Below are 25,050 nucleotides of genomic sequence, written 5' to 3'. Positions count from 1 at the left end.
GCAATCCTCATTGCAGGAATGTAAGTAAGTTATCCCTGGTAAAAGGCCAGTCCAGTTCCACACCGGTATCGTTGCGTCGGAGCACCGGTATCCGGGTACCGTAGCGTTCTACCAGTTCTTCGGACTGGGCAATGTCCACCACCTCTACCGGGATCGGCTCCGGCATGGGCGTGCTTACAAGCAGGGCTTCGGCCAGTTCGCACAGGTGGCACTGAGAGGTTGTGTAAAAAAGCAGTTCCATTATTTCGGTTGTGCGTCCAGTTTCTGGCCGTTGACACCCTGGCTGTCCTTGCCCATGAGGTACAGGTAAATCGGCATCAGGTCCTCTGGTGCCGGATTTTGCTGTGGATTCTCCGCCGGATAGGCGTGGGCTCTCATGTTGGTACGGGTCGCGCCGGGGTTCAGACTGTTTACCCGGACATTGTGACGCTCGTCGTCCAGCTCTTCGGACAGCAACTGGCTCAGACCCTCCACGGCAAACTTGGAGACGGCATAGGCGCCCCAGTAGGCTTTTGCCTTGCGGCCGACACCAGAGGAGGTGAAGATCACCGAGGCGTCGTCGGATTTGCGAAGCAGGGGAATCATTGCCCGGCTTAGCAGGAACGGCGCCGTTGCGTTCACGTGCATGACCTTGTTCCAGGTTTCCGGGTCATAAAGCTCCACGGGACTGCGGTCGCCCAGAATTGCCGCGTTGTGCAGCAAACCATCCAACTGCCCGAAGTTATCTTCCAGGGTCATAGCCAATTCTTCGTAGTCTTTCACCGCGGCGCCCTCGAAGTTCATGGGCACGATGGCAGGCTTGGGGTGGCCCGCTGCCTCAATTTCATCGTAAACCGTTTCGAGTTTGCGGACCGTGCGGCCTACCAATACCACGGTGGCGCCATGGGCGGCGTAGGCCTTGGCTGCAGCCCGGCCAATGCCGCTGCCGGCACCCGTAACCATCACGATGCGGTCTTTCAGAAGATCGGCGGGTGCTTGGTAATCATGCATAACCTGTCTCCGTGTCAGGCTTTTACCGGCTGAACACCGGATCCTAAATTTGATGCGCTATTGTAACAGCTTTGCCAGGTCCGTGACGGTGTCGGCGATGAGGTCCGCTTGCCACAGGTCAATGGCTTCCGGCTCCTCGATGTAACCGTAGCGGACGGCGATGGTTTTCATGCCCGCGTTACGCCCGGCTTCGATGTCCCGTTCGTGGTCGCCCACATAAATGCCGGTGGCGGGATCGGCGCCGATCTGCTGGCAGGCCAGAAAGAGGGCCTCCGGATGAGGTTTGCGCTGGGCAACGTGATCGGGGCAAACCAGCGCTGCGCACCGGTCAGCCAGGTTAAGGGCCTCGATCAGTGGAACCGCGAACCTGGCAGGCTTATTGGTCACAATGCCCCAGGGAATACCTTGCTCCTCGAGGGCTTTGAGAAGCTCGTCCATCCCCTCGAACAGGCTGGTCTCCACTGCCACGCCCGCCTCGTAGAGGTCGAGGAACGCGGTGTGTTTTTCCAGGTATTCCGGATGTTCCGGTTCCAGGCCGAAGCCGACCCGGATCATGGCGCGCGCGCCGTTCGAGACCGAGCGTCGGATATGCTCGTGGGGAAGGGTGGGGAGCCCGTGCTGTTCCCGTAACTCATTCAGGCACCGGATAAAGTCCGGTGCGGTGTCAATCAGCGTTCCATCCAGATCAAACAGGACCGTGGAGGCTCGATGCGTGGTTTCAGGCTTCACGAATATCCCTGGCATGCATCAGATAGTTGACGTCCACGTCCCGTCCGAGCTTGTACACCTTGGTGACGGGGTTATAGGTCATGCCCGTAAGCTCACGGACTTCCAGCCCTGCGTGGCGAAGATGGTCGGACATTTCCGATGGCCGGATAAATTTCTTCCATTCGTGGGTGCCTTTGGGTAGCAACCTGAGCACGTACTCCGCCCCCACAATCGCAAAAAGAAACGATTTCGGGTTCCGGTTGATGGTTGATACAAACAGATGGCCGCCCGGTTTCAGCATGGCGGCACAGGACCTCACCACCGATGCGGGATTCGGCACATGCTCAAGCATTTCCAGGCAGGTAACCACGTCGTACTGGCCCGCATGTTCGCTGTCCTCGGCCAGTTCTTCGATGGTGATCTGGCGATAATCCACGTTCACGCCGCTCTCCATGCCATGCAGCCGCGCGACGGCCAGCGGAGCCTCGCCCATGTCGATACCGGTAACGTGGGCGCCGCGCTGGGCCATGCCCTCCGACAGCAGGCCACCACCGCAGCCGACATCCAGAGCGCGCTTACCGGCCAGGGAAACCCGCTCGTCGATGTAGTTCAGCCGCAGGGGATTAATATCATGCAGTGGCTTGAATTCGCTCGAGGGGTCCCACCAGCGGCTGGCCAGGGCTTCGAACTTGGCGATCTCGTTCCGGTCTACATTCTGGTTTGTCATGATTGGTTCTGCCTGGTGAATCAATAGGAAATCGGTTAGTCAGCCTTGGTTCGGATTCGCCCGGCCCAGTCCTCAACCCGAAGCATGAGATCGGCCACGTCAATGCGGGTAAGCCGGCCATCCTGTACTTGTGGTACGCCGTTAATCCAGCTGTGGCTTACTGATCGACCATGGTTGCTGTAGACGAGGTGCGAAGCCGGGTCGTAGACCGGCTGCAAAAACGGGTCGCTCAGGTCAATGGCAATGATGTCCGCCAGTTTGCCCTCGGCCAGAGAACCCAGTTCATGGTCCCGCCCCAGAGCCCTTGCTCCGTTGATGGTGGCCATCTGCAGGGCCTTGTGCGCCGATAGCGCCGAGGCATCATTGGCCACAACTTTGGCCATCATGGCGGCAGTCCGGAGTTCCCCGAACAGATCGAGGTCGTTGTTGCTGGCGGCGCCGTCGGTGCCTATGGCGACGTTAATCCCGCTATCGAGGAGCTCCTGCACCGGACAAAGGCCGCTGGCCAGCTTCAGATTCGATTCGGGGCAGTGGATGACATGGGCGCCCGTTTGTTTAAGCAAGCTGATATCGCTGGCATCAATCTGGGTCATATGTACGCACTGGGTCTCTGGGCGGAGCAGGCCGAGATCCGCCAGTCTGGCTGTCGGCCGTTGACCCAGCTTTTCAGTAGCCTCGGCCACTTCGAATGCCGTTTCGTGCAGGTGTATCTGGATGGCTGCGCCGGTCTTTTCCGAGAGCCGGACGGCTTCAGTCATCGGGCCGTCGGATACGGTGTAGGGTGCATGGGGGCCAATGGCCGGCATGATATAACCATCGTTTTTCCAGCTGTCGATGAAGTCGGCGCCCTTGCTCAGGTATTCCTCGGGGCCGGCACCCCACGGTGTCGGGAAGTCGAGCAGCGGAAAACAGACTTGCGCACGAATGCCCGTATCGTGCGCCATCTGAGCGGCAATTTCCGGGAAGAAATACATGTCAGAAAACGTGGTGGTTCCCGTACGCAGCATCTCGGCCATGGCCAGTTGGGTGCCATCGGCAATAAACTGCTCGCTGATAAAGCGACCTTCGGCCGGCCAGATATGGTCATTCAGCCAGGTCATCAGCGGAAGATCGTCCGCCATGCCCCTGAACAGGCTCATGGCCGCGTGGCCGTGCATATTGATCAGGCCGGGCATGACGACGTGGTTTGGAAGATCGACGGTTTCCCGGGTTCTGAACAATCTGTCCGCCTGTTCCTGGGGAATGACTGCGGCAAGGCGGTCACCCTGGATAATGACTGCATAATGCTCAAGCACTGTGCCTGCCGGCTCAATTGGTATCAGCCAGCGGGCGTTGATGCGAATATCGGCTGCGGTGATGGTGTCTGCCGTCATTTATCCTGCCTTACAGCGCATGGCGCGGAGCTTCCACGCCTTGAAAATGTAGCCCGGAAGTATAACCGTTATACTGGCAGTTTTCAGCGCTGAAAAACCGGAGCAGTCTTCTATGGCAACAAACCCGAAACCCTCCCAAGAACGGGCCATTGGCACCGTTGCAATTCGCTGGCACGGCAGCAGTCTTGAGCTGCTGGATCAACGCCTGCTGCCGGGAGAGGAACATTGGATAACGCTGGAAGGCGCTGCCGGTGTATCGCAGAGTATCCGGGATATGGTGGTTCGGGGCGCTCCTGCAATCGGCATCAGTGCAGCCTATGGGGTGGCCCTTGCGGCCAGGCATGCCGGTGGTGGGGACTGGAAGGCGGAAATCAAACAGGCCATTCGCGAGCTTGCAGCTTCACGTCCCACCGCAGTAAACCTGTTCTGGGCGCTGCAGCGCATGGAAGGGATTTTCCACGCGTGCCATTCGCTGGACGAAGCGGTAAAACGCCTAGCCTCGGAGGCCCGGGCCATACATGAGGAAGACCTGGCCGCCAACTTTGCCATGGCGGACCATGCCCTTGAGTTCATCGGAGCAGAGGCACCGTTTTCGGTGCTGACCCATTGCAATACCGGTGCATTGGCCACCGGGGGCTACGGTACGGCACTGGGCGTTGTTCGTCGTCTCCATGAGGAAAAGCTGCTGGCAGACGTCTATGCCGACGAGACTCGCCCCTGGCTTCAGGGTGGCCGGTTGACGGCCTGGGAACTTTCACGCGACGGCATTCCAGTCACGCTGAATGCCGATGGTGCCGCTGCGGCCATCATGGCCCGGAAAGACGTACGCTGGGTGATCGTCGGCGCGGATCGAATAACTGCCAATGGTGATGTGGTCAACAAGATCGGCACCTACAGCCTGGCGGTTCTGGCCCGCCATCACAAAGTGGGCTTCATGGTGGTCGCGCCTTCAAGCACGGTGGACATGGCCACGGCGTCAGGGGCCGATGTGGCCATTGAGGAGCGCGACGGCATTGAGATTCGTGAGATACGAGGTATTGGGCTGGCGCCGGAAGGCATCAACGTGTTCAACCCGGTCTTTGACGTGACACCGGCAAGCCTGATCGACGCCATCGTTACTGAAAAGGGTGTCGTGCATAACCCGAATATCACCGGTATGCAGGCGTTATTTGGTTGACGGTGGGGTGCGCTCCGGGCGTTTCTTTTTGGCGGCAGGTTTGTCAGGTGACCTTTTCACTTCGGGGTGCTTTTCCTCATAGGTAGCCCGGAGTTCGGCCACTTGCCGTTCCTGCTCCTCGATAAAGTGCAGGGACATTTCAAAGCTTTGACGGGTGAACTCCAGCACTTTTTGGAAACCTTCATCCGAGAGCGTGCGAGCGTCGTCATGCCGGCGGAAGATGTTGATAAACTCCCGCTCCCGCTCAAATTGCAGGGGGAGTCTCGCCACGCCCCAGTCGTTCAGAATCTGCCAGACTTCAGGGTTGTAGTTGCGCGTGGTGCGCATGATAAACGGAATGGGATCGTTTCTGGCAATGAGGGCAGCCAGACGTAGTATCAGTTCGAAGGACAGGGTGGTGGTGCCGTTCTCGATGGCCTCCAGGACGGACTTGTCCCGCAGGTTAAGGGCCTCGCTCATTTCCGACACGGTGAGGCCGGCCACTTCGCGGATGTCTTTGAGAGACTGGCCTGCTGTGAGCATTGCCCGCAGCTGATCCTGGGAATTGATCAGCGCCCGGCCCACCCGAAGAGAGGTATCCGTAGCCTTGACCCCGAAGCGGAGCGCAGACCCGGTAAGGCTGGCCAGGCGGTCGATCAGGCCTTCCGGCGTTCGTTCCTGAGCCGCCGGTTTCTCCAATCCTTCCACTTCCTCCAGGGAACGCATGGCATGTAGCGCGTCCAGCAGCATGTCTTGCAACATCCGTGCTTTCTGGTGGCTATCCTGTCCGCCTGCGTCCTTCTCAGTCATGAGACCCGGAGCTGCCTGTTCAACGTGTCACTGCGGCGGCCGGAGACTGTGCCGCAAATTGCTGAGGATCCAGGATCGATGCCATGCGGTTATCAAGGTCCAGCATGTCGGCCATGATATGTCCGCCTTCCCGGATCACGAAATCCAGCTCCTCGTCGGTGGAATTCAGGTCCGCCGCCTGCTGGTCTTGCCAGTCTTCAAGATCTTCCAGGGACTCGAACGGTGTCTGGCCTTTCAGTTCACGACGGGCATTTGCGATGGTGAGCCGTGTGCGTTCAATCTGTTCGTGCTCAGCGCGGCGTTCTTCCAGGTTGAGGCTGACGCTGTCGGTGGCACGCTGTTTGGTCAGGAAGTTGATCTCCTGCTGTAGCAGGCTGAATTCAGGGTTGGTTGAGAACCGCTCTTCGTGCCGCTTGCGAAGCTCATCGATAATGCCGCTGAAATCGAAGTAGCGTGTATGCGGCACGGCCTCGATCTGGTCCCAGGGCAGGGCATGATCCAGGGCGTCCTCACCGATGCGGGTCTTGTCGATACGAGAAGGGATCTCGATGTCCGGGATAACCCCTTTGTGTTGGGTGGAGCCGCCGGATACCCGGTAGAACTTGGACTGGGTGATCTTGAGTTGCCCATGGTTCAGAGGACGTACAGCCTGAACGGTGCCCTTGCCAAAGGTCTGGGAACCGACAACCAGTCCGCGGCCATAGTCCTGGATAGCGCCGGCGAAAATTTCGGACGCTGACGCACTCATGCGGTTGGTGAGCACCACCAGAGGCCCGTCGTAGGCCACGGAAGGATCCTCGTCATTGAGTACCTGCACGTCGTTATTGGCGTTGCGAATCTGAACGGTGGGGCCCTTATCGATAAACAGGCCAACCAGATCATTGGCTTCGTGCAGCGCACCACCGCCGTTGTTTCGCAAATCCATCACCAGGCCGTCGACGCCGTCGGCTTCGAGCTCCGCAATCAGGTTGCGGACATCGCGGGTCGTGCTCTTGTAATTCGGGTCACCAGCCTGCATGGCCTGGAAATCCGCATAGAACGTGGGGATGGTAATGACGCCAATCGTATATTCCTTGCCGCCACGTTCAAGACGTATGGTGTCCTTGCTGGCGCTCTGCTCTTCCAGCTTTACTTCATCGCGTTTGATGGCGATGGTCTCGGTAATGGTCTCGTCGGAGGCATTGGCCGGAATCACTTCCAGTGTGACGGTCGAATTGCGCGGCCCACGAATCAGATCCACCACTTCGTCCAGACGCCAACCGATCACATTCACCGGTTTTTCGTCTTCCTGTGCGACAGAAACAATGCGATCTGCGGGCTCAAGCTGACCCTGCTTGGAGGCGGGCCCGCCGGGTACCAGTCTCACCACCTTGGTGTATTCGTTGTCCGACTGAAGCACAGCACCGATGCCTTCCAGTGAAAGGCTCATGTTGATATTGAAGTTTTCAGAGGTGCGCGGCGAAAAGTAGGACGTGTGCGGGTCCCACATGCCGGTAAACGCATTCATATAGGCCTGGAAGGCATCTTCACTGCGGGCCTGGTACGCGCGCTTCAACTGGCCTTCGTAGCGGCGGCGCAGGGTTTCAACGATGGCCTCGTCTTCTGCTCCGTTCAGGCGCTGAGCCAGCACCGCATTTTTGATGCGCTTGACCCAGAGATCGTCCAGGGCCTTGGCGTTCGATTCCCAGTCAGCTTTTGAGCGGTCGACCAGAATGCTCTCGTTGGCCGAGAAATCCAGCGTGTCAATGCCCTTGTCGATTGTTTCCAGAGCAAACTGGAGGCGCTCGATAATCCGTTGCTGAACCAGATTGTAAATATCGAACCCGGGCTGAAGCTGACCTGTTTTCAGGGCAGAACCAAGTTGAGTGCGGATTTTGTCGAACTTCGCAATGTCGTCCTGCGACAGATAGATTCTCTGCCCGTCGAGATAATCCAGGTAGGCATCAAACACATCTCCGGAGAGTTCATCGCTGATTCCGAGGTCCCGGAAGTGGGTAAACTGCAGCTGACGGGCGATCAGGATATTGGCTCGCGCCTGATCAATCGTCGGTGCAACTGGCTCGTACACGTCTGGAGTTTCAACGTTGGCATAAAGCCCCAGTGGCGCAGACAGCAGCAATGCTACAGTCATTGCCTTGCACACCCCGAACCGAACAGATCCGGCCGAAGAGTGACGAGCCATAATTCTTTCCGCGATGGTCATAAATGCTTACCTGACGGTGTTGGGAGACCCTCGGTTTGTGAGGGAGTGTCTACCCGTGACTTATTAAATTTATTGTAGGCAAGCACTACACCCGATGCCATAGGCAGGGCGTATCGGATCGTGACAATCTGTCCATGAAGACGCCACGTTCGTAACCGAGTGAACATCGGGGTTGGGGCGTGTTGCGCACCTCTACTGCCGGGAGAATCGGTAAATCCTCCCGGCAGTAGACGTGCAAAGGCTGAATCAGCCGAACGGTGTGTTCGTTTCCGCCTTTTCCTTCAACAGCCTTGGTGGTGCAAAGCGTTCACCATAGGTCTCGGCGAGCGCAGATGCCCGCTCCGTAAATGCTCTCACGCCATACTGATTGATGAATTGAATCGCGCCACCGGTCCACGGCGCATAGCCGATGCCAAAGATACTGCCGATATTCGCATCCTCTACCGTTCGCAATACGCCTTCCTCCAGACAACGAACCGTTTCGATGGCCTGAATGAAGAGGATCCGGTCTTTCAGCTCCTGCAGTTTGACCGTTCTTGCCTTCTCCGGATTCACGAACTGAGTTTCCAGCTCCGGCCACAGGTGTTTCTTGCCGTTGGCAGGGTACTCGTAAAAGCCCGCGCCCGCAGCCTTGCCCTTGCGGCCATGCTGGTTGACCATCGTATCGATGACGGCCTCCGCGGGGTGGGGATTCCAGGTGCCGCCAGAGGCTTCGGTATCCTTTTTACTCTGGTCCCGGATGTGTTGCATCAGGGTCATGCTGACTTCGTCGGAAATAGCCAGTGGCCCGACGGGCATACCGGCCAGCACTCCCGCGTTTTCAATGCTCGCTGGATGAATACCTTCACCAAGCATGCAGATGCCCTCGTTGACGAAGGTCCCAAAGACCCTGGAGGTGAAGAACCCTCGACTGTCGTTGACCACCACCGGAATCTTTCCGATCTGCTGAACGTAGTCAAACGAGCGCGCCAGCGTTTCGTCCGAGGTTTTTTCGCCAACGATGATTTCCACCAGCTGCATCTTGTCTACCGGTGAAAAGAAATGCAGACCAATGAAGTTCTCGGCGTTCGCAGAGGCCCCGGCGAGCTGGGTAATGGGGATGGTTGAGGTGTTGGACGCAAAAATCCCGTTTGCCACCAGTTTGGGCTCTGCTTCCTGGGTCACTTTTGCCTTCAGTCCACTGTCCTCGAAGACCGCCTCGATCACCAGATCACAGCCTTGCAGATCGTCTGCGGAATCGGTGGCCTTGATGCGGCTCAGGATGTCCGCTTTCTGTTCTTCGGTCATTCGGCCACGGCTGACCTTCTTGGCGAGCAGGTTCTCCGAGTAGCTTTTGCCTTTTTCGGCATTTTCAACGGAGACGTCTTTCAGCACCACATCGATACCCCGTGTGGCCGTCGAATAGGCGATACCTGCGCCCATCATGCCTGCACCGAGAACACCCACCTTGCGGAAGGTTTCTTTCTCAACGCCCTCGGGGCGGCTGCCGCCGGCCTTGATGGCGTTCAACTGGAACCAGAAGGTCCCGGTCATATTCTTGGCGACCTGGCCGATCACCAGTTCCGCAAAATACCGGGTCTCGATCAGGCTGCCGTTATCGAAATCGACCTGAGCGCCTTCAACGGCAGCCGAAAGGATACGCTCCGGGGCCGGGTAGCAGCCTTTGGTCTTCTGCTTCAGCATGGCCGGAGCGATGGCCAGCTTCTGCGCCATGGCAGGATGGTGGGGCGCGCCACCCGGGAACCTGAAGCCTTTCTGGTCCCACGGCTGCTGACATTTCGGGTTGGCCTCAATGAACGCCCGGGCTTTAGTGATCATATCGTCGGCGGAATCTGCCAGTTCGTTGATAATGCCAGCCTTGAGCGCAGCTTTCGGATTCACCTTTTTGCCTTCCATCAGGAACGGGAAGGCAGCCTCAAGGCCGATCATTCGAGGCAGTCGCTGGGTACCGCCGCCACCTGGCAGCAGGCCCAGAGTCACTTCCGGCAGTCCCAGTTGAATGCTGTCGTCATTGATGGCGACGCGGTAATGACAGGCAAGGGCAATCTCGAGGCCGCCACCCAGGGCCGAGCCGTTGATGGCGGCCACCATGGGTTTTCCGGTGGTTTCCAGAAACCGCATGTGGGATTTCAGGCCGTTGACCATATCCTCGAAAGTCCTGGCGTCTTCGCGGGTGACCTTATGCAGTTCTTTCAGGTCGCCGCCGGCAAAAAACGTCTTTTTGGCCGAGGCAATGATGATGCCGCGAATGTTATCCAGGTCTTCCTTCACTTTTTCGGCGGTTTCCGAGAGGGCGTCCCGGAAAGTAGCGTTCATGGTGTTGGCGGACTGGCCGGGCATATCGATGGTGAGGGTCAGGATCTGGTCTGAACCCAGTTCGTAACGAATAGCACTCATAATTGGTTCTCCTGGAAAAGTGGACGGGTTCAGACGCGCTCGATGATGGTGGCAATGCCCATGCCGCCACCGACGCACAGTGTGGCTAGGCCGTAGCGCAGCTCGCGCCGCTCCAGCTCATCCAGCAGGGTGCCAAGGATCATGGCGCCGGTGGCACCCAGCGGGTGGCCCATGGCGATAGCCCCGCCGTTCACGTTCACTTTTTCGTCGGGAACCGATAGTTCCCGCTGGAAGCGCATAACCACAGAGGCGAAGGCCTCGTTCACTTCAAACAGATCGATCTGATCGGCAGTCATGCCCGCCTTTTCCAGTGCCTTACGCGCTGCCGGGGCAGGGCCGGTAAGCATGATGGTAGGGTCTGTACTGGTCACGGCCGTGGCGATGATGCGGGCACGCGGCGTCAGCCCCATGGCTTTGCCCTTGGCTTCACTGCCGATGAGCATGGCGGTGGCACCGTCGACGATACCTGAGGAGTTACCGGCATGATGAACGTGGTTAATCTTCTCGACGTAATGGTATTTCTCCCGGGCGACACCGTCGAAGCCCATCTCGCCCATCATCTGGAAGGATGGTTTCAGGCCGGAAAGGCTTTCCAGGGAAGTGTTGCCACGCACATGCTCATCGCGATCAAGGATCACCACGCCATTCTGGTCAGTGATCGGAATGATAGACTTCGCAAAGTAGCCGTTCTGCCAGGCATTGGCCGCTTTCTGCTGGGATTTCACGGCAAAGCCATCAACGTCTTCACGGCTGAAGCCCTCGAGGGTGGCAATCAGGTCTGCGCCGATGCCCTGGGGCATGAAACCGGTATGAAGGTTGGTATCCGGGTCTGTGGCCCAGGCCCCGCCGTCGGAGCCCATGGGCACGCGGGACATGGCCTCCACACCGCCGGCAACCACCATGTCTTCCCAGCCAGAGCGAACTTTCATGGCCGCCAGATTCACGGCTTCCAATCCGGAGGCGCAGAAGCGGTTCAGGGTGACGCCCGCCACTTTCTCATCCCAGTCAGCGGCCAGTGCTGCTGTCTTGGCGATATCCGCACCCTGGTCACCCACGGCGGTTACGCAGCCCATGACAATGTCATCCACCTGGGCGGTATCCAGGCTGTTCCTCTCCTGCAGCGCATGGAGCACCGTGGTCAACAGCGAGATGGGTTTAACGCTGTGAAGTGATCCGTCTTTTTTTCCGCGCCCCCTGGGGGTGCGGACTGCATCGAAGATATAAGCCTCGGTGGTCATTGCTTGTCCTCTGGTCATATTGTTTTCGGGTTTGATTTACCGATGACACAACCATAGCCGGTTGCGGTTGCAGGGGGTAATGACGCGGGCTGCCAATCGCATTGGCGAAATTGCTCATGAACCATGACAAGGAGGGGGCTGGCTTCTATGGTGTTAGAAACCGCAGACGAATTCGGGAGGCGAAAGCCATGTCTCTGCGAGATGCAATCGACAATTTCTACGAGCGGCTGGTGGTGGATGCCATCGAGGCAACGCGGGAGGAGTCTGACACAGCGGACTATCTGACCGATGTTATGTGCGTGGCTCTCAACCGACTGCCCACACGGTATTACCGGCATTCAATCGATATGATGTTTTATCTGGCGGACGAGGAGCTCAAGGGAATGAAACAGAAATCCCTGGCCGCCGTAAAGGAAGCCAGGGAATTCGTCAGGGAACATCAGCGGGAGTAGACCGCTGGGCGCCTCAGGCCTCGTTCAGATTGGCGATGGCCTTGTTCAGTCGCTCAGCGAGATCCGTGTCTGCGTTTTTGCCAGTGCCACCCAGGCACCAGGCTGCCAGCAGTTTTTCTACATCCTGCATTTGATCCGTGCTGTTGTCGGCGGAACCCATGCCATTGGCAAGGCGCTGAACCTGGATTTCCATGCGGCGCTGCTGATCGGCTTCTGGCGAGGGCACACCGCATAGGATTTCTGCGCGAATCACCAGTTCGACCGGATCGCTGGCGTCTGACGTTTCGGCCAGCGCAGCCCAGTGCTGAGGCGCTGATTCAATGCCGGATTCGTCCGCTATGGCCGCCATCACCAGAGACTGCCAGGAAGCCATTTTTGCCTGCAGTCTCAAGCTCGAGAGAATCTTGCTCAGCCGCTGTTTTTCTTGCTGGACCTGGTCTCTGACGCCTTTCGAGAGCGCGGCAGCATCAATATCCTTGAGCGTTGCCAGGGCCCCAGTGACTGCCAGTTCTTCACTTTCAGAGGATATTCCCGAAACCTGATTCAGGCCTGCTTGCGCTGTCTCGTCGGCCGCCCGTGATGCCTGCTGCTGTTCCGAGCGCTCGGCATCGCGGCGGGCAAAAATCTGGTCACAGGCCTTTCGGAACGCCTGCCATAGTTTGCGGTCTTCGCGATGGCGGGTGATTCCGATGGCCTGCCAGTCTCCCTGGAGGGCCTTGGCCTGGTTCATGGCCTCCTGGAGCGGCTCGTGTTCGACCAGGGCCCGGGCCTTGTCCACGATCGCCTGTTTCAGGCCTTCGTTTTTGCGCCGTTCCTCGTCAAGAGGTGCTTCCAGCCTCTTGAGCAGTTCATCGAAGCGCTTTTGAACGGCCCGATTGTCGCGGAATTCCACTGGCCAGGCCTCTTTCCACTCCTGGCGGGCGGTCTGGTGGATTCGTTCTGCGGCTTTCCAATCGATTGAAGACCAGTCGGCATTATCCAGGAAGCTTTCGAGCTGCTCGCAAATGGCGGACCGTTTTTCCAGATTTGCCTGTTTGAGGCCGGACTTGGCAGAGAAGTAGGCTTTGCAGGGCTCGTAAGCCTTGTCTGAGGCAGCTTTGAACCGTGACCACAGCGAGCGATCTGAAGAGCCGCCAAGATCGCGCCACTCATTCTGCAACTCCTTGATTCGCTCCGCCTTTGCTTCAGGGTCCATTGGCTGCTCGGCCAGGTATTCCATTTGCTCGCACAGGGCAATTTGCTTGGGTTCTGTGGCGAAGCCCTGCCAGTCCGAGAGTTCACGCAATTGCCCGGTAAGCAGCTGCATACGCGCCTGGTAGGGTTTTGCGTGGCGTTGGTCCAGATCCCGGAAGTGCTGTTGGGCTGTTTTGAAGAGCTGTTTGGATTCTTTCAGCTGCTTGGCCTCCAGAGCTTCCTCCAGTTGCCTGATTTCGGCCTCGAGGCGAGTCGTCAGAGCTTTCTGCTGCTCCTGGTCAACTCGGGGCTCTGCCGGTTTCTTCCGTTTGCCGGCGAGCTTCCGCAATGGCTCCAGTATTGCCGGGATGGGATAGCCTTCCGGCCAGTTGATCTCTGCAACCAAGGTTTTTGCCTGAGCACGCTGCTCGTCGGTGGCATCGTCTGCGCTCTCAAGCAGCGCGCCAAGTTCGACGATGTTTTCCCGTTCCTGGGTAATCCGACGGACTGAACTCAGGTAATTGCGCAGTGCAAGCATGGCGGTTTCATAGGCTTTCTGTTCCTGCTTTTCCACTGCCGTGTCCCGGGTTGCTTCCAGCCAGCGGTTCTCCTGGGTTTTCTGGAGTGCATCCAGAGACGCCAGTGAGGGCAGTGTCTCAGGCGGTTGAGCCTTGAGCTCCTCCAGTGTGCAGGTCAGCAGATCCAGGGTTTCCTGACGTTGTAGCCTCTGCTCGCGTTGGCGCTTTTCATCTTCCGCCGCCGATTGCAGGGCCACAATGCGCTCTTTGCACAGGTGTACTGCTTCGAGAAATGCCTGGGCCTGTTCCGGGGTGGCGTGTGTTTCCACCTCTGACCATTGCTTCAGCAGGGCATCGAGCCGGGCCTCATAAAGCTTGGTATCGTCACTTTTAGCCTGGTCCTGCGCGTGGCGGATAAGGGTAGCGATGGTCTGCCTGATGCTGTCCAACCGGGCCTGTTCTTCGCGCCGCTGCTGGAGTGCCAGTTTAACGATCTGGTAGACCCCTTTATCACGGCCTTTGGCCCGTTTCTGCGCTTCCTGCAGGCTGGCTTCGTCGGTCAGTCTGCCTGCAGCGGACTGCCGGATATCCGCCGTAACGCCCTCTATGGCAAGCTTGGCGAGAACATCCTGGGATGGTCCGCTCTCCAGTGTTTTGAGCTGTTCTTCCCTCCGGTCAGTCCGGGTATCTTCCTGTTCGACAGGCTCTGGCTGGGTGGCTTTCCGCTGTTTTGGCGTTGCCTCGGTTGTCTTGCGGGATTTGAACAGTTTCTGGATGAACGCGGCCATAAGAGTATCCTTGGGTGTTGAAACCAGTTCACGGTGTCGGGCAAAGTTGGGCCGCCACCGGCCGTCGGCATCCGGTCAGGGGTGCCGGGTAGTTTGACTGGTCAGCTTCAGGTGCTGGCCAGTAGGAGAAATTCGCGGCTAGTCTAGCGTTTTGTATGCGTGTGCGGAAAGGGTCTGTATGGCAAAACAGGAAAATGACAACGATCAGGATTACAAGGCCCGGGCAACGGCACTCAGGTTGCTTGCCAGACGCGAGCACAGTCGCGTCGAGTTAAGCCTGAAACTCCGTCAAAGAAAGGTGCCGGGCGACATTATTAACGCTGTTCTAGATGATTACGAGAAAGAGGGTTGGCTTGACGATGATCGGTTTGCTGACGTCTACGCCCGACAAAGAATGGATCTTGGTTACGGACCGCTACGGATTCTCGGCGAACTTCAGCAGCGGGGGGTTCATAAGACTCCTGAGTGTGTTGACGAGATGACGGAGGAGGATTGGTGTCGGCGAGCTATCGGTATCCGCGATAAGCGGTTTGGCCTGGCGGATCTGAGTGAAGATTGGGACGAAAAAGTGCGTCAGGCGCGTTTCCTGAATCGTAGGGGCTTTTCCGCCAGTCAGGTAGAGCGCGCGCTCGAGGCTCGTAGCGAATAGCCTGCGGAAGTTCGCTGCTTCACAGGGTCGGCGGTATCATGCCCAGTTCTGGGGGCAGGCCGGCCCTGAGCTTTCCATCCGTTTGCAGCCCGGCTGATGGGCCTTCCGGCTCCCGGCTTTCCTCCATCTGTACGATCTTTTCCTCTGCCTCGGTCGCCGGGATGGCCGGCTGGTTAAGTCGGGCGAGGACATCGTAATAGCGCCGGATATTCTGGACGTATATCACCGGTTCGTGGCCCCGGGCGTAGCCAAAGCGGGTCTTGGTGTACCATTCCTTCTCGGCCAGTAACGGCAGGAATTCTTTAACATCCATCCACCGGTCAGGGTCTTGTCCCGCGCCTTCTGTAAGCCGACGGGCGTCCTCCAGATGCCCAAAGCCCACGTTGTAGGAGGCGAGGGCGAACCAGGTGCGGTCTGGCTCCGGGATCCGTTCCGGGATTTTTTCGTGCACGATCCGGAAATACTTGGCGCCGCCCTGGATGCTTTCTTCGGCGTCGAGGCGGTTGTTGATGCCGATATGACTGGCGGTGTTCCGGGTTAGCATCATCAGTCCACGGACCCCGGTGGGTGATACGGCATTGGGGCGCCAGTGGGATTCCTGGTAACCAATGGCTGCGAGCAGTCGCCAGTCCATATTGAAGTCGCGGGCATAGTCGCGAAACAGCGACTCGTATTTGGGCAACCGGTTTTCTACGTGATGCATGAAGGTTCGGGCACCCACGTAATTGAGTCGATCAAGGTGGCCATAGAAGCGCTCGGCAATCTGGGCCAATGTTCCGTTGGTCTCGAGAGTTTCCAGGAACTGACGGGCCGCTTTTGCCAGGGAATCATCTTGCGCTGACGGGAAAAACCAGGCCAGTTCAGCGGGCTCTCCAACCGAAAAGGCCTCCTTCACCATTGGGTAGAATACGTGGTTAAGGTCGAGCTCGTTCGAAGAAACCATCGCGTAGGGGAATTCGCCGCTTTCAACGCGGGACAGAACGCCCGCGGCGTCCAGTCCGGGATGCACCTGCCATTCAAGCTCTGCGTTTTCCTGGCGGGCTTCATTCAGGCGGTGCTCGTGGTTGCTGTCGGATACCACGTGCACCGTTTTCCCGATCAGGTCTTGCAATGATTCGGGCCGCTCGACATCGCGGTTATAAACCAGGATCGACTGGGCGGTGATGCCGGTCGCTACGGTGCGATACTGATTGGCAGTATGGGGCTGTCTGGAAAGCCCGAGCATCCCGAAGTGGGCGTAGTTCTTTTCCAGAACGGACAGGATGTCTGTGTTGTTATCGGCAACGCGGACCCGGAGCTTTACGCCGAGTTCATCGGCGAACAGTTTTGCCAGTTCGTAGTCATAGCCAGTGGGGCCGTCTTCACTTTCCACATAGATAGACGGCGCCGTTCGGGTAATCACATGCAGCACTCCCTCATCACGGATTTCCTGGAGAGTGCTGGGCTGTGAGCATCCGGTCAGTATCAGGGCAGTGCCGAGGAAGAAAACAATCCCGGCGGATGCGCTTTTGAAAGCAGCAAATATCTTTGGCAAGTCCATGGACTCCGTCACGGCTGGATCATCTGGTTTTAGCGTCGCTAGAAGCCACGCAACCTTGTCTATCCTGAGCGTGGAATTCCTTTCCACGTAGTCAATGATCCTTGGTGTCGGAGGCCTGGTCAATAAACCTGGTTAATTAATATGCAAAACAATGTCAATTGTAAGGCCCGGGATTAACGCTTCAAGCGCTGTATCCTGACCCCGCTTTCGAGTATCATGTCGGCCTTTCAAATTGCACCCAGACTTCCCCGTTTCGCGCGATACAGGTTGATATCATGCTTGAACTTCGCGGCGCTCCCGCGCTCTCGCCATTCCGCTCCCGCAAATTGCATTCCCGAATTCAGGATATCGTGCCTGAAATCGAGCATGTTTATGCTGAGTTCATGCACTTTGTTGACCTGGAGGCAGACCTCTCGGACTCTGAGCAAGCCATTCTGGACCGGCTCCTGACCTACGGCCCGAGTGTGCCGGTGGAAGAGCCTGACGGAGTGCTTTTCCTGGTGGTGCCTCGCCCCGGCACGCTCTCGCCCTGGTCCAGCAAGGCAACGGACATCGCCCGAAACTGTGGTCTGAGGCAGATCCACCGGATTGAGCGAGGCACGGCCTATTACATTCGTTCGGGGCGCAAGCTTGGCCTGGAACAGCGCGAGAAGATCGCAGCGCTGCTGCATGACCGCATGACCCAGAAAGTATTTCATGAGATGGGCGGCGCAGAGCTGTTGTTCAGCCATGAAGAACCTCGGCTCCTGGGAAGGGTGCCAGTTCTCGCCGGTGGCCGGGATGCCCTGGTTGAGGCCAACTCGCGCCTGGGGCTGGCGCTTGCTGAAGATGAAATTGACTACCTGGTGAAGTCCTTCACGGATCTTGAGCGGGATCCGACTGACGTGGAACTCATGATGTTCGCCCAGGCGAACTCCGAGCATTGTCGACACAAGATATTCAACGCGTCCTGGGATATCGACGGTGAGGGTCAGGAAAAATCCCTGTTCGCCATGATCCGCAATACCTTTGAAATGAACAGCGACGGCGTGCTTTCGGCATACAAGGACAATGCCTCGGTTATTCGGGGCAGTCGTGGTGGCCGCTTCTTCCCGGACCCCGAGACGGGCGTCTACGGATATAACGAAGAAGACATCCATATCCTTATGAAGGTGGAAACGCACAACCACCCAACGGCGATTGCCCCTGCAGCCGGCGCCGCTACGGGCTCCGGCGGCGAAATTCGCGACGAAGGTGCAACCGGCCGAGGCTCCAAGCCCAAGGCGGGTCTGACTGGTTTCACAGTGTCCAACCTGAACCTGCCGGACGATCCCCAGCCATGGGAAATCAATTACGGCAAACCTGAGCGCATCGCTTCACCGCTCGACATCATGATTGAAGGGCCTATCGGCGGCGCGGCATTCAATAACGAATTCGGACGTCCCAACCTGGCCGGCTACTTCCGGACCTTTGAAGAAAAAGTGCCCGGAGCCGCTGGCGAAGAAGTCCGTGGTTACCACAAGCCGATCATGATTGCCGGTGGTCTTGGCAACATTCGTGAAGAGCATGTTGAGAAGGGCAATATCTCGGTGGGCGCGAAACTGATCGTGTTGGGTGGGCCCTCCATGCTGATCGGTCTGGGCGGTGGCGCGGCTTCGTCAATGGATTCGGGCTCCAGTAACGAAAATCTGGACTTTGCGTCAGTACAGCGGGACAACCCCGAGATGGAGCGTCGGTGCCAGGAAGTTATCGACCGCTGCTGGCAGATGGGCGACAAGAACCCGATCGCTTTCATCCACGATGTGGGCGCCGGTGGTCTGTCCAACGCTATGCCGGAGCTTGTCAAAGATGGCGGACGCGGCGGCAAATTCGAGCTTCGCGACATTCCCAGTGACGAGCCGGGAATGTCTCCGCTGGAAATCTGGTGTAACGAATCCCAGGAACGGTATGTGATGGCAGTGGCTCCGGAAAACCTGGAGCAATTTGACGCCCTGTGTCGCCGTGAGCGCTGCCCCTATGCAGTGATTGGTGAGGCGACAGAAGCTCATCATCTGGAACTGGGCGATTCCTACTTTGATGACAAACCGGTTGATTTGCCGATGGAAGTGCTGTTCGGCAAACCGCCGCGCATGCACCGGAGTGTCAGCCGAGCTTCCTTCACGAAGCCCATTTTCGACTCCACCAAAATCGATCTGGATGACGCCATTCGGCGCGTTCTGCGTCTGCCGTCCGTTGGCTCCAAGAGCTTTCTGATCACCATTGGTGACCGGACCATTACCGGCCTGGTTGCGCGGGATCAGATGGTTGGGCCCTGGCAGGTCCCGGTTGCTGATGTGGCTGTGACGGCCACCTCCTTCGATGTTCGCACCGGTGAAGCGATGGCCATGGGCGAGCGCACGCCGGTCGCCACGATTGATGCGCCCGCGTCCGGTCGCATGGCCGTGGGTGAAGTGATTACCAATATGGCCGCGGCGCCGATCGGCAAGTTGTCCGATATCCGGCTCTCTGCAAACTGGATGGCCGCTGCTGGCCACCCGGGTGAAGATGAGAATCTCTATGAGACCGTTCGCGCCGTAGGCATGGAATTGTGCCCGGAGCTTGGAATCACGATCCCCGTGGGCAAGGATTCCATGTCCATGAAGACCATGTGGGAAGAAGACAGTGGCGAACAGAAAAGCGTAACTGCACCGCTTTCATTGATTGTCAGTGGCTTTGCACCGGTTATTGATGTTGCCAGAACGTTGACTCCCCAGTTGGTCAAAGATGCTGGCGAGACAGACTTGATCCTTGTGGATCTTGCTGCTGGCCAGAACCGCCTCGGGGGCTCCGCTCTGGCTCAGGTTTATCGTCAGGTCGGTGCAGTTGCACCGGATCTGGATGACCCGGAGGACATCAAGGCTTTCTTTGCGGTTATTCAGGGTCTGAACAGCGACGGCAAGCTCCTGGCCTATCACGATCGCTCGGATGGTGGCCTGTTCGTCACTCTGGCCGAAATGTGTTTCGCCGGCCGGTGTGGGGTTGATATCAAGCTGGATGGCCTCGCCGAGGATCGCAGTCAGTTTGCCCGGGAACTGTTTAATGAAGAGCTGGGTGCTGTCATCCAGGTGCGCAGGGAAGACACCGGTTTTGTCCTGCAGCAGTTCTCTGCTGCGGGTCTTGGGGACTACATCAGTGTTATCGGTAGCCCGAATGATACTGACAACCTTCGCCTGACCTTCGAAGGTAGCACTGTGGTGGATGAATCCCGGGTGGAACTCCAGCGCCTGTGGTCCGAGACCAGTTACCGTGTTCAGTCGCTCCGGGATAACGCCGATTGCGCTCGTGAAGAATTCGATAACCTGCTTGACGCAGAGGATCCCGGTCTTAACGCCGAACTCTCCTATGATATCAACGACGACGTGGCTGCCCCGTATATCAACAAGGGAGCCCGTCCAAAAGTTGCGGTTCTGCGGGAGCAGGGTGTCAATGGTCAGGTTGAGATGGCAGCCGCATTCGACCGTGCCGGCTTCGATTCTGTCGATGTGCATATGAGCGATCTGCTCTCCGGCCGGGTTACGCTGGAGGGCTTTAACAGCCTTGTTGCCTGTGGCGGTTTCTCCTACGGTGACGTTCTGGGCGCTGGCGAGGGCTGGGCCAAATCGATTCTGTTCAGCGATCGCGTCAGGGACCAGTTTGCGGCGTTCTTTAATCGCCAGGACACGCTGGCGCTGGGTGTGTGCAATGGCTGTCAGATGCTCTCCAACCTGCACGAACTGATTCCAGGCAGCGAAGGCTGGCCCCGTTTCGTGCGTAACCAGTCCGAGCAGTTCGAAGCGCGCCTGGTCATGGCTGAAGTGATGCCGTCACCGTCTGCGTTCATGGATGGCATGGTCGGGTCTCGTATGCCGATTGCCGTCGCCCACGGCGAGGGCCGGGTTGAATTTGCCAGCGGCACGTCGGCAGAAGCGCTCTCCGAAAGCGAGCTGGTGGCTCTGCGCTATGTGGATAATCGTGGGCAGGCGACCGTACGCTACCCCTATAACCCGAATGGTTCCGAAGCCGGAATTACTGGTGTGACGACGCGCGACGGCAGGGTGACCATCATGATGCCGCATCCGGAGCGAGTGTTCCGGGCTGTTCAGCATTCCTGGCGCCCCTCAGAGTGGCAGGAAGACGGTTCCTGGATTCGCATGTTCCGAAATGCGAGACGCTGGTTCGGCTAATTTTCCGCTCCAGCAACAAGCCGGTTTTGGGTGCGCTCAACATGAGTGTTTATTCCAAAGCCGGCTTTTTTATTGGTCGCCCTGTTTTTGGGCGTTTTTCAAGGGAAAAAATCGGCAAAAATGGCAAAAATTCCCTTGACTCAGTATTTTTATGCACATTGCTGGTGCCTCCCTGTTTGTTCTGTGCACAAAGAGCAGGAATTTGGTTCAACTTTTGCTCAAAACTCATAACCGTTTGAAAAATATAGAATAAATTAATCAGGTGATTTTGTCGCCAATTTAACGGAAGTGCAGTGATTACGGGGTTTGGAGGCGTGTTCCCAAAAACTTTCCCCAGAGTTATCCACAGATTCTGTGGGTAAGTATCTAAGCTATTAATCTGTACAAAAAATATCCGATCTGAAGGAGGGGTTTCTATGTACAAGATGTGTTATTTCGTTCCGGAAACTCACGTCGAGCAAACCAAACAGGCATTGTTCGATGCCGGCGCCGGTCGAATCGGTGATTACGATTCCTGTGCCTGGCAATGTCTTGGAAGAGGGCAGTTTCGTCCGCTTGAAGGAAGCGATCCGTTTCTCGGCCATGCCGGGGAGATTGAAGCGGTGGATGAATACAAGGTCGAGCTGGTTTGTGCCGACGAGCTCATAAAGGATGCCCTCGCGGCACTTAAGCAGGCCCACCCATACGAGGAGCCCGCTTACGAAATCTATCGAATGGAAGAATTGTAGTCGCCCGCGCTACTTGCGGTCTTTCGCCATGGGGTGGCGGATATCACTCACGTGAACCCCGAAGGATTCGCGACTGTAGTCAGACAGGAAAAGTTCCAGGGTTCGCTTGACGGTCGGGAACGAGATTTCTTCCCAGGGAATCTCGTCCAGGCCGAACAGTCTGGATTCGAGGGACTCCTCACCTGCACCAAACTGACCGTCTTTCAGGGTGGCCCGGTAGAACATGTGAACCTGATTGATGTGCGGGACGTCGATGATGGAATAGAGGCCTTCAATGTTTACCTCCGCAAGCGCTTCTTCCATCGTCTCCCGCTCGGCGGCCTCGATGGTGGTTTCTGCGTTCTCCATGAATCCCGCGGGCAGCGTCCAGTAACCATAGCGAGGTTCGATAGCCCGGCGACAGAGCAGTATCTGACCCTCCCAGACGGGCACAGTGCCGGCGACAATCCGTGGGTTCTGGTAGTGTATGGTATCGCAGCTGACACAGACATAGCGGTGACGGTTATCGCCTTCGGGGATGCGTTGTTCAACCGGATGGCCGCATGTGCTGCAGTACTTCATGATTTTCCCCGTATACTGAAATTGGTTTGGTAGTCAGTTTAACGATCCCGGCTGCCTCTGTCTCATTCAACCTCCGGATGTACCGTGGAGATGAACTTTGCGTGATTTACTTGCCGAGCGCCTGGCCGGCTATGCACCGCGCCAGTTGGCCCTGGATTATCCTGAGGCGGGCATACTGGTTCCGGTAACCGACGATCTGCAAAACCCCGAGATGATCTTTACGCTCAGGTCCGAGAATCTGAGCACCCATCGCGGGCAGGTCGCCTATCCCGGCGGCAAAAGGGATCCGGAAGATCCGTCTCTGGCAGCAACGGCGTTACGTGAAACCCATGAAGAGATCGGATTGCCGCCGGATCAAGTACAAATAATTGCGCCGCTCAGTCAGGTGATGTCCCGCTATGGAATTCTAGTTACACCTTACGTTGGTGTGATTCCCGGAGATCATCCTTTGGAGCCAAACCCCCATGAAATCGAAAGTGTATTCCGCGTGCCTCTATCATTTTTTCTGGAAGATAGACGGGAGCGCACAGATGCTCTGGATTTCCTGAACCATACGTTTTACGTACCTTGCTACCGTTGGGAACGCTACGAGATCTGGGGCCTGTCGGCAGTGGTTCTGGTTGACTTCCTGAACGCTGTGTACGATGCCGGAATCGATCTGCTTGAACCGCCTGAAGGAGGCTGAGAATGTTTTACCAGTTGAATGACCGAGCGCCGGAACTGGAAGGTGAGGGTCACTTTGTGGCCGAGAACGCGTCGGTGATAGGCCGTGTCCGGCTGATGGATAAGGCCAGCGTCTGGTTCAATGCCGTTCTACGTGGTGATAACGAGTGGATCACCATAGGGCCTGAAACAAATGTTCAGGACGGTTCTGTGCTGCATACAGACCCGGGGATGCCTCTCACTCTGGGTAAGGGTGTAACGGTTGGGCACAAGGTCATGCTCCATGGGTGCGAGATTGGTGATTACTCTTTAATTGGCATAAATGCTGTGGTTCTGAACGGCGCCAAGATTGGTAAGCACTGCCTGATTGGCGCCAATGCCCTCATTCCCGAAGGAATGGAGGTCCCGGACGGTTCCATGGTTGTTGGCTCACCAGGCAAGATCAAGCGGGAGCTCAACGACAACCAGAAGAAAATGCTGGAAATGAGTGCGCAGCATTATGTTCAGAATGCTGCTCGCTACGTCGATGAGCTCAAGCCCTGCGAGCCGAAAAAATGAGTGTTGCTGACAAGGTTCGTTCGCCCTGCGTGAGCATCTGTGCGCTTGATGAAAATGACATCTGTGTGGGCTGCCATCGGAGCGGAGATGAGATCACCCTCTGGAGCAGGATGGATGACAACGAACGGCGCGAGGTGCTCCGGAAAGTGGCGGAGCGCGAAAAAGGTTCCCTGATTCACGGCTAACATAGGCTTTGGTAAATCATGACTGACTCAGTTCGAATTGGTACTCCCCTTAAAGGTAACGCCTTCAGGGTGTTGTTTTGTGGATCCGGTGAGCTTGGCAAGGAAGTTGTCATTGAGCTTCAGCGCTATGGCGTCGAAGTGATCGCTGTGGACAGATATGCGGATGCGCCTGCCATGCAGGTGGCGCATCGGAGCCATGTCATCGACATGCTGGACGGCGCCAGCCTGCGCGGTGTTATCGAACAGGAAAAGCCGGATCTGATTGTCCCGGAGATTGAGGCGATTGCCACGCCGGAGCTGGTAAAGCTCGAAGAGGAAGGCTATCGCGTCATCCCCACCGCCAGAGCCGTGAATCTCACTATGAACCGTGAAGGAATCCGGAGGCTTGCGGCTGAAGAGCTCGGGCTGCCTACCTCACCCTATCGATTCGCGGGTACGCGGGAAGAATACCTCGTCGCCGTGAACGAAATAGGCCTGCCACTTGTGGTAAAGCCGGTGATGAGCTCCTCGGGCAAGGGGCAGAGTACCGTCAAGACCGAGGATGATATTGAAGCGGCCTGGGAATATGCCCAGTCTGGTGGGCGTGCCGGTAAGGGAAGGGTGATTGTCGAAGGCTTTGTGGACTTTGACTATGAGATTACCCTGCTCACCGTTAAGCACCGTGATGGCGTGTCTTTCTGTGAGCCTATCGGGCACAGGCAGGAAGACGGAGACTATCGGGAATCCTGGCAACCACAGCCAATGACCCCCTTGGCCTACGAGCGTTCCGCCGAAGTTGCCCGCGCTGTGGTCGAAAACCTTGGTGGTTACGGCATCTACGGTGTGGAGCTTTTTGTTAAGGAAGACAATGTCTGGTTCTCCGAGGTTTCGCCGCGTCCGCACGATACCGGCCTGGTTACGTTGGTCTCACAGGACCTGTCCGAATTTGCTCTGCATGCCCGAGCCATTTTGGGTTTGCCCATTCCCGCGATACGGCAGACTGGTCCCTCGGCATCGGCCGTGATTCTTCCTGAGGGGGATTCGGCATCCGTTTCGTATTCCGGTCTTGAATCAGCGCTTTCCGAGCCGGATACTCAATTGCGTTTGTTCGGCAAGCCCGAGTTGAAGGGTCGCCGTCGAATGGGCGTTGCCCTGGCGAAGGGCGCAACGGTGGATGAAGCGCGTAAGAAAGCTCGCGACTCGGCAAATTCGATCACCGTTGAGCTGTGAGGTTTATCCAGGGCTCGCTCTGATCAGCCAGGCTTATGAAGGTTTGATGACGATTTGCGAAAAAATTCGGAACGAACCGTTGACACCTTCGGGCAGGTCTGTAGAATGCGCATCTGTTTCGAGGGGAGCACCGCTGAGGCGGCTCAGAAATCGAAAGATAACTGTTTGAAAGCGCTGAAGAAAATGAGTTTCAAGATTCTTCAGAAAGCGGTTGACAGGCAAGCGATTCACTGTAGAATGCGC

23 protein-coding genes are annotated in these 25,050 nt (G+C 57.3%); 10 read left to right on the top strand and 13 right to left on the bottom strand.

Annotated features, from left to right (window positions below; translation table 11 throughout):
* Positions 1 to 7: 7 nt before the first annotated feature.
* Genes J3362_RS15830 through J3362_RS15810 form a run of 5 tightly spaced genes read right to left on the bottom strand, consistent with a single transcriptional unit; the run spans position 8 to position 3,798 of the window.
* Entirely contained in the window at positions 8 to 241 is a 234-nt protein-coding gene (locus J3362_RS15830) for a glutaredoxin family protein (protein WP_349521019.1), read from the bottom strand.
* The gene (locus J3362_RS15825; RefSeq protein ID WP_349521017.1) at positions 241 to 990 is read right to left on the bottom strand and encodes a YciK family oxidoreductase; all 750 of its coding nucleotides are present in this window, start codon (positions 988 to 990) and stop codon (positions 241 to 243) included. Before J3362_RS15825 ends, J3362_RS15830 begins: the two co-directional genes overlap by 1 nt.
* Before the next feature lie 57 nt (positions 991 to 1,047).
* Positions 1,048 to 1,734 carry a phosphoglycolate phosphatase gene (gph, locus tag J3362_RS15820; RefSeq protein ID WP_349521015.1) on the bottom strand — a complete coding sequence of 229 codons (687 nt, stop codon included), beginning with the start codon at positions 1,732 to 1,734 and terminating at the stop codon, positions 1,048 to 1,050.
* Positions 1,709 to 2,425: a bifunctional 2-polyprenyl-6-hydroxyphenol methylase/3-demethylubiquinol 3-O-methyltransferase UbiG gene (gene ubiG / locus J3362_RS15815; protein ID WP_349521013.1), complete on the bottom strand. Its 717-nt coding sequence runs from the start codon at positions 2,423 to 2,425 to the stop codon at positions 1,709 to 1,711. Before ubiG ends, gph begins: the two co-directional genes overlap by 26 nt.
* 35 nt (positions 2,426 to 2,460) lie before the next feature.
* The gene (locus tag J3362_RS15810) at positions 2,461 to 3,798 is read right to left on the bottom strand and encodes a TRZ/ATZ family hydrolase (RefSeq protein ID WP_349521012.1); all 1,338 of its coding nucleotides are present in this window, start codon (positions 3,796 to 3,798) and stop codon (positions 2,461 to 2,463) included.
* 112 nt (positions 3,799 to 3,910) lie between these two features.
* Here J3362_RS15810 and mtnA point away from each other — a divergent pair, with 112 nt between their 5' ends.
* Entirely contained in the window at positions 3,911 to 4,975 is a 1,065-nt protein-coding gene (gene mtnA / locus J3362_RS15805) for an S-methyl-5-thioribose-1-phosphate isomerase (protein ID WP_349521010.1), read from the top strand.
* Here mtnA and J3362_RS15800 read toward each other — a convergent pair.
* The 4 genes from J3362_RS15800 to J3362_RS15785 all read right to left on the bottom strand — a co-directional run bounded on the left by J3362_RS15800 (position 4,964) and on the right by J3362_RS15785 (position 11,602).
* Positions 4,964 to 5,764 (bottom strand): helix-turn-helix domain-containing protein, encoded by an 801-nt coding sequence (locus tag J3362_RS15800; protein ID WP_349521009.1) that lies wholly within the window; start codon positions 5,762 to 5,764, stop codon positions 4,964 to 4,966. The genes mtnA and J3362_RS15800 overlap by 12 nt on opposite strands.
* A 19-nt stretch (positions 5,765 to 5,783) precedes the next feature.
* The gene (locus J3362_RS15795) at positions 5,784 to 7,967 is read right to left on the bottom strand and encodes a carboxy terminal-processing peptidase (RefSeq protein ID WP_349521007.1); all 2,184 of its coding nucleotides are present in this window, start codon (positions 7,965 to 7,967) and stop codon (positions 5,784 to 5,786) included.
* Positions 7,968 to 8,213: 246 nt separating this feature from the next.
* Complete coding sequence (locus J3362_RS15790) at positions 8,214 to 10,364, bottom strand: 3-hydroxyacyl-CoA dehydrogenase NAD-binding domain-containing protein (protein WP_349521005.1); 2,151 nt, start codon at positions 10,362 to 10,364, stop codon at positions 8,214 to 8,216.
* A 29-nt stretch (positions 10,365 to 10,393) separates the two neighbouring features.
* Positions 10,394 to 11,602 (bottom strand): acetyl-CoA C-acetyltransferase, encoded by a 1,209-nt coding sequence (locus J3362_RS15785; RefSeq protein WP_349521003.1) that lies wholly within the window; start codon positions 11,600 to 11,602, stop codon positions 10,394 to 10,396.
* 188 nt (positions 11,603 to 11,790) lie between these two features.
* Between J3362_RS15785 and J3362_RS15780 the strand changes: the two genes are divergently transcribed.
* Positions 11,791 to 12,054, top strand: a complete 264-nt coding sequence (locus J3362_RS15780; protein WP_014576682.1) for a late competence development ComFB family protein — start codon at positions 11,791 to 11,793, stop codon at positions 12,052 to 12,054.
* 13 nt (positions 12,055 to 12,067) lie between these two features.
* Here the strand turns inward: J3362_RS15780 and J3362_RS15775 are convergent, their stop codons facing one another.
* Entirely contained in the window at positions 12,068 to 14,533 is a 2,466-nt protein-coding gene (locus tag J3362_RS15775; protein ID WP_349521002.1) for a DUF349 domain-containing protein, read from the bottom strand.
* A gap of 178 nt (positions 14,534 to 14,711) precedes the next feature.
* On the opposite strand from J3362_RS15775, the gene J3362_RS15770 reads away from it, so the two are divergent.
* Positions 14,712 to 15,182, top strand: a complete 471-nt coding sequence (locus J3362_RS15770) for a regulatory protein RecX (RefSeq protein ID WP_349521001.1) — start codon at positions 14,712 to 14,714, stop codon at positions 15,180 to 15,182.
* 19 nt (positions 15,183 to 15,201) lie between these two features.
* Here J3362_RS15770 and mltF read toward each other — a convergent pair whose 3' ends face one another.
* Positions 15,202 to 16,722, bottom strand: a complete 1,521-nt coding sequence (gene mltF / locus J3362_RS15765) for a membrane-bound lytic murein transglycosylase MltF (protein ID WP_349521000.1) — start codon at positions 16,720 to 16,722, stop codon at positions 15,202 to 15,204.
* 275 nt (positions 16,723 to 16,997) lie between these two features.
* Between mltF and purL the strand changes: the two genes are divergently transcribed.
* From purL to J3362_RS15750, 3 genes are all read left to right on the top strand, one after another.
* Complete coding sequence (gene purL / locus J3362_RS15760) at positions 16,998 to 20,903, top strand: phosphoribosylformylglycinamidine synthase (RefSeq protein WP_349520999.1); 3,906 nt, start codon at positions 16,998 to 17,000, stop codon at positions 20,901 to 20,903.
* 41 nt (positions 20,904 to 20,944) lie between these two features.
* Positions 20,945 to 21,142 (top strand): hypothetical protein, encoded by a 198-nt coding sequence (locus J3362_RS15755; protein WP_349520998.1) that lies wholly within the window; start codon positions 20,945 to 20,947, stop codon positions 21,140 to 21,142.
* A 177-nt stretch (positions 21,143 to 21,319) separates the two neighbouring features.
* Complete coding sequence (locus J3362_RS15750; protein WP_349520996.1) at positions 21,320 to 21,631, top strand: YqfO family protein; 312 nt, start codon at positions 21,320 to 21,322, stop codon at positions 21,629 to 21,631.
* Between the two features lie 9 nt (positions 21,632 to 21,640).
* Here the strand turns inward: J3362_RS15750 and J3362_RS15745 are convergent, their stop codons facing one another.
* On the bottom strand, positions 21,641 to 22,192 hold the full coding sequence (locus tag J3362_RS15745; RefSeq protein WP_008171471.1) for an NUDIX hydrolase: 552 nt from the start codon (positions 22,190 to 22,192) through the stop codon (positions 21,641 to 21,643).
* A gap of 97 nt (positions 22,193 to 22,289) precedes the next feature.
* On the opposite strand from J3362_RS15745, the gene J3362_RS15740 reads away from it, so the two are divergent.
* The 4 genes from J3362_RS15740 to purT are packed head-to-tail and all read left to right on the top strand — an operon-like array spanning position 22,290 to position 24,807.
* Positions 22,290 to 22,877, top strand: a complete 588-nt coding sequence (locus tag J3362_RS15740; protein WP_349520993.1) for an NUDIX hydrolase — start codon at positions 22,290 to 22,292, stop codon at positions 22,875 to 22,877.
* Between the two features lie 2 nt (positions 22,878 to 22,879).
* The gene (locus J3362_RS15735; RefSeq protein WP_349520991.1) at positions 22,880 to 23,413 is read left to right on the top strand and encodes a gamma carbonic anhydrase family protein; all 534 of its coding nucleotides are present in this window, start codon (positions 22,880 to 22,882) and stop codon (positions 23,411 to 23,413) included.
* Entirely contained in the window at positions 23,410 to 23,598 is a 189-nt protein-coding gene (locus tag J3362_RS15730; protein ID WP_349520989.1) for a DUF1289 domain-containing protein, read from the top strand. Before J3362_RS15735 ends, J3362_RS15730 begins: the two co-directional genes overlap by 4 nt.
* A gap of 18 nt (positions 23,599 to 23,616) precedes the next feature.
* Complete coding sequence (gene purT, locus J3362_RS15725; RefSeq protein ID WP_349520987.1) at positions 23,617 to 24,807, top strand: formate-dependent phosphoribosylglycinamide formyltransferase; 1,191 nt, start codon at positions 23,617 to 23,619, stop codon at positions 24,805 to 24,807.
* Between the two features lie 33 nt (positions 24,808 to 24,840).
* Here purT and J3362_RS15720 read toward each other — a convergent pair.
* On the bottom strand, positions 24,841 to 25,050 hold a 210-nt coding region (locus J3362_RS15720), incomplete at its 5' end, for a hypothetical protein (RefSeq protein ID WP_349520985.1).

Origin of the sequence: Marinobacter sp. NFXS11, from assembly GCF_040148675.1 — a bacterium.
Lineage (GTDB): Bacteria > Pseudomonadota > Gammaproteobacteria > Pseudomonadales > Oleiphilaceae > Marinobacter.
Note: the sequence above shows the minus strand (reverse complement) of the source record. Positions and strands in the feature narration are given on the sequence as shown.

Coding starts and splice junctions, on each gene's coding strand:
- J3362_RS15830 (WP_349521019.1), bottom strand. CDS start 241: ATGGAACTGCTTTTTTACACAACCTCTCAGTGCCACCTGTGCGAACTG.
- J3362_RS15825 (WP_349521017.1), bottom strand. CDS start 990: ATGCATGATTACCAAGCACCCGCCGATCTTCTGAAAGACCGCATCGTG.
- gph (WP_349521015.1), bottom strand. CDS start 1,734: ATGCCAGGGATATTCGTGAAGCCTGAAACCACGCATCGAGCCTCCACG.
- ubiG (WP_349521013.1), bottom strand. CDS start 2,425: ATGACAAACCAGAATGTAGACCGGAACGAGATCGCCAAGTTCGAAGCC.
- J3362_RS15810 (WP_349521012.1), bottom strand. CDS start 3,798: ATGACGGCAGACACCATCACCGCAGCCGATATTCGCATCAACGCCCGC.
- mtnA (WP_349521010.1), top strand. CDS start 3,911: ATGGCAACAAACCCGAAACCCTCCCAAGAACGGGCCATTGGCACCGTT.
- J3362_RS15800 (WP_349521009.1), bottom strand. CDS start 5,764: ATGACTGAGAAGGACGCAGGCGGACAGGATAGCCACCAGAAAGCACGG.
- J3362_RS15795 (WP_349521007.1), bottom strand. CDS start 7,967: ATGACCATCGCGGAAAGAATTATGGCTCGTCACTCTTCGGCCGGATCT.
- J3362_RS15790 (WP_349521005.1), bottom strand. CDS start 10,364: ATGAGTGCTATTCGTTACGAACTGGGTTCAGACCAGATCCTGACCCTC.
- J3362_RS15785 (WP_349521003.1), bottom strand. CDS start 11,602: ATGACCACCGAGGCTTATATCTTCGATGCAGTCCGCACCCCCAGGGGG.
- J3362_RS15780 (WP_014576682.1), top strand. CDS start 11,791: ATGTCTCTGCGAGATGCAATCGACAATTTCTACGAGCGGCTGGTGGTG.
- J3362_RS15775 (WP_349521002.1), bottom strand. CDS start 14,533: ATGGCCGCGTTCATCCAGAAACTGTTCAAATCCCGCAAGACAACCGAG.
- J3362_RS15770 (WP_349521001.1), top strand. CDS start 14,712: ATGGCAAAACAGGAAAATGACAACGATCAGGATTACAAGGCCCGGGCA.
- mltF (WP_349521000.1), bottom strand. CDS start 16,722: ATGGACTTGCCAAAGATATTTGCTGCTTTCAAAAGCGCATCCGCCGGG.
- purL (WP_349520999.1), top strand. CDS start 16,998: ATGCTTGAACTTCGCGGCGCTCCCGCGCTCTCGCCATTCCGCTCCCGC.
- J3362_RS15755 (WP_349520998.1), top strand. CDS start 20,945: ATGAGTGTTTATTCCAAAGCCGGCTTTTTTATTGGTCGCCCTGTTTTT.
- J3362_RS15750 (WP_349520996.1), top strand. CDS start 21,320: ATGTACAAGATGTGTTATTTCGTTCCGGAAACTCACGTCGAGCAAACC.
- J3362_RS15745 (WP_008171471.1), bottom strand. CDS start 22,192: ATGAAGTACTGCAGCACATGCGGCCATCCGGTTGAACAACGCATCCCC.
- J3362_RS15735 (WP_349520991.1), top strand. CDS start 22,880: ATGTTTTACCAGTTGAATGACCGAGCGCCGGAACTGGAAGGTGAGGGT.
- J3362_RS15730 (WP_349520989.1), top strand. CDS start 23,410: ATGAGTGTTGCTGACAAGGTTCGTTCGCCCTGCGTGAGCATCTGTGCG.
- purT (WP_349520987.1), top strand. CDS start 23,617: ATGACTGACTCAGTTCGAATTGGTACTCCCCTTAAAGGTAACGCCTTC.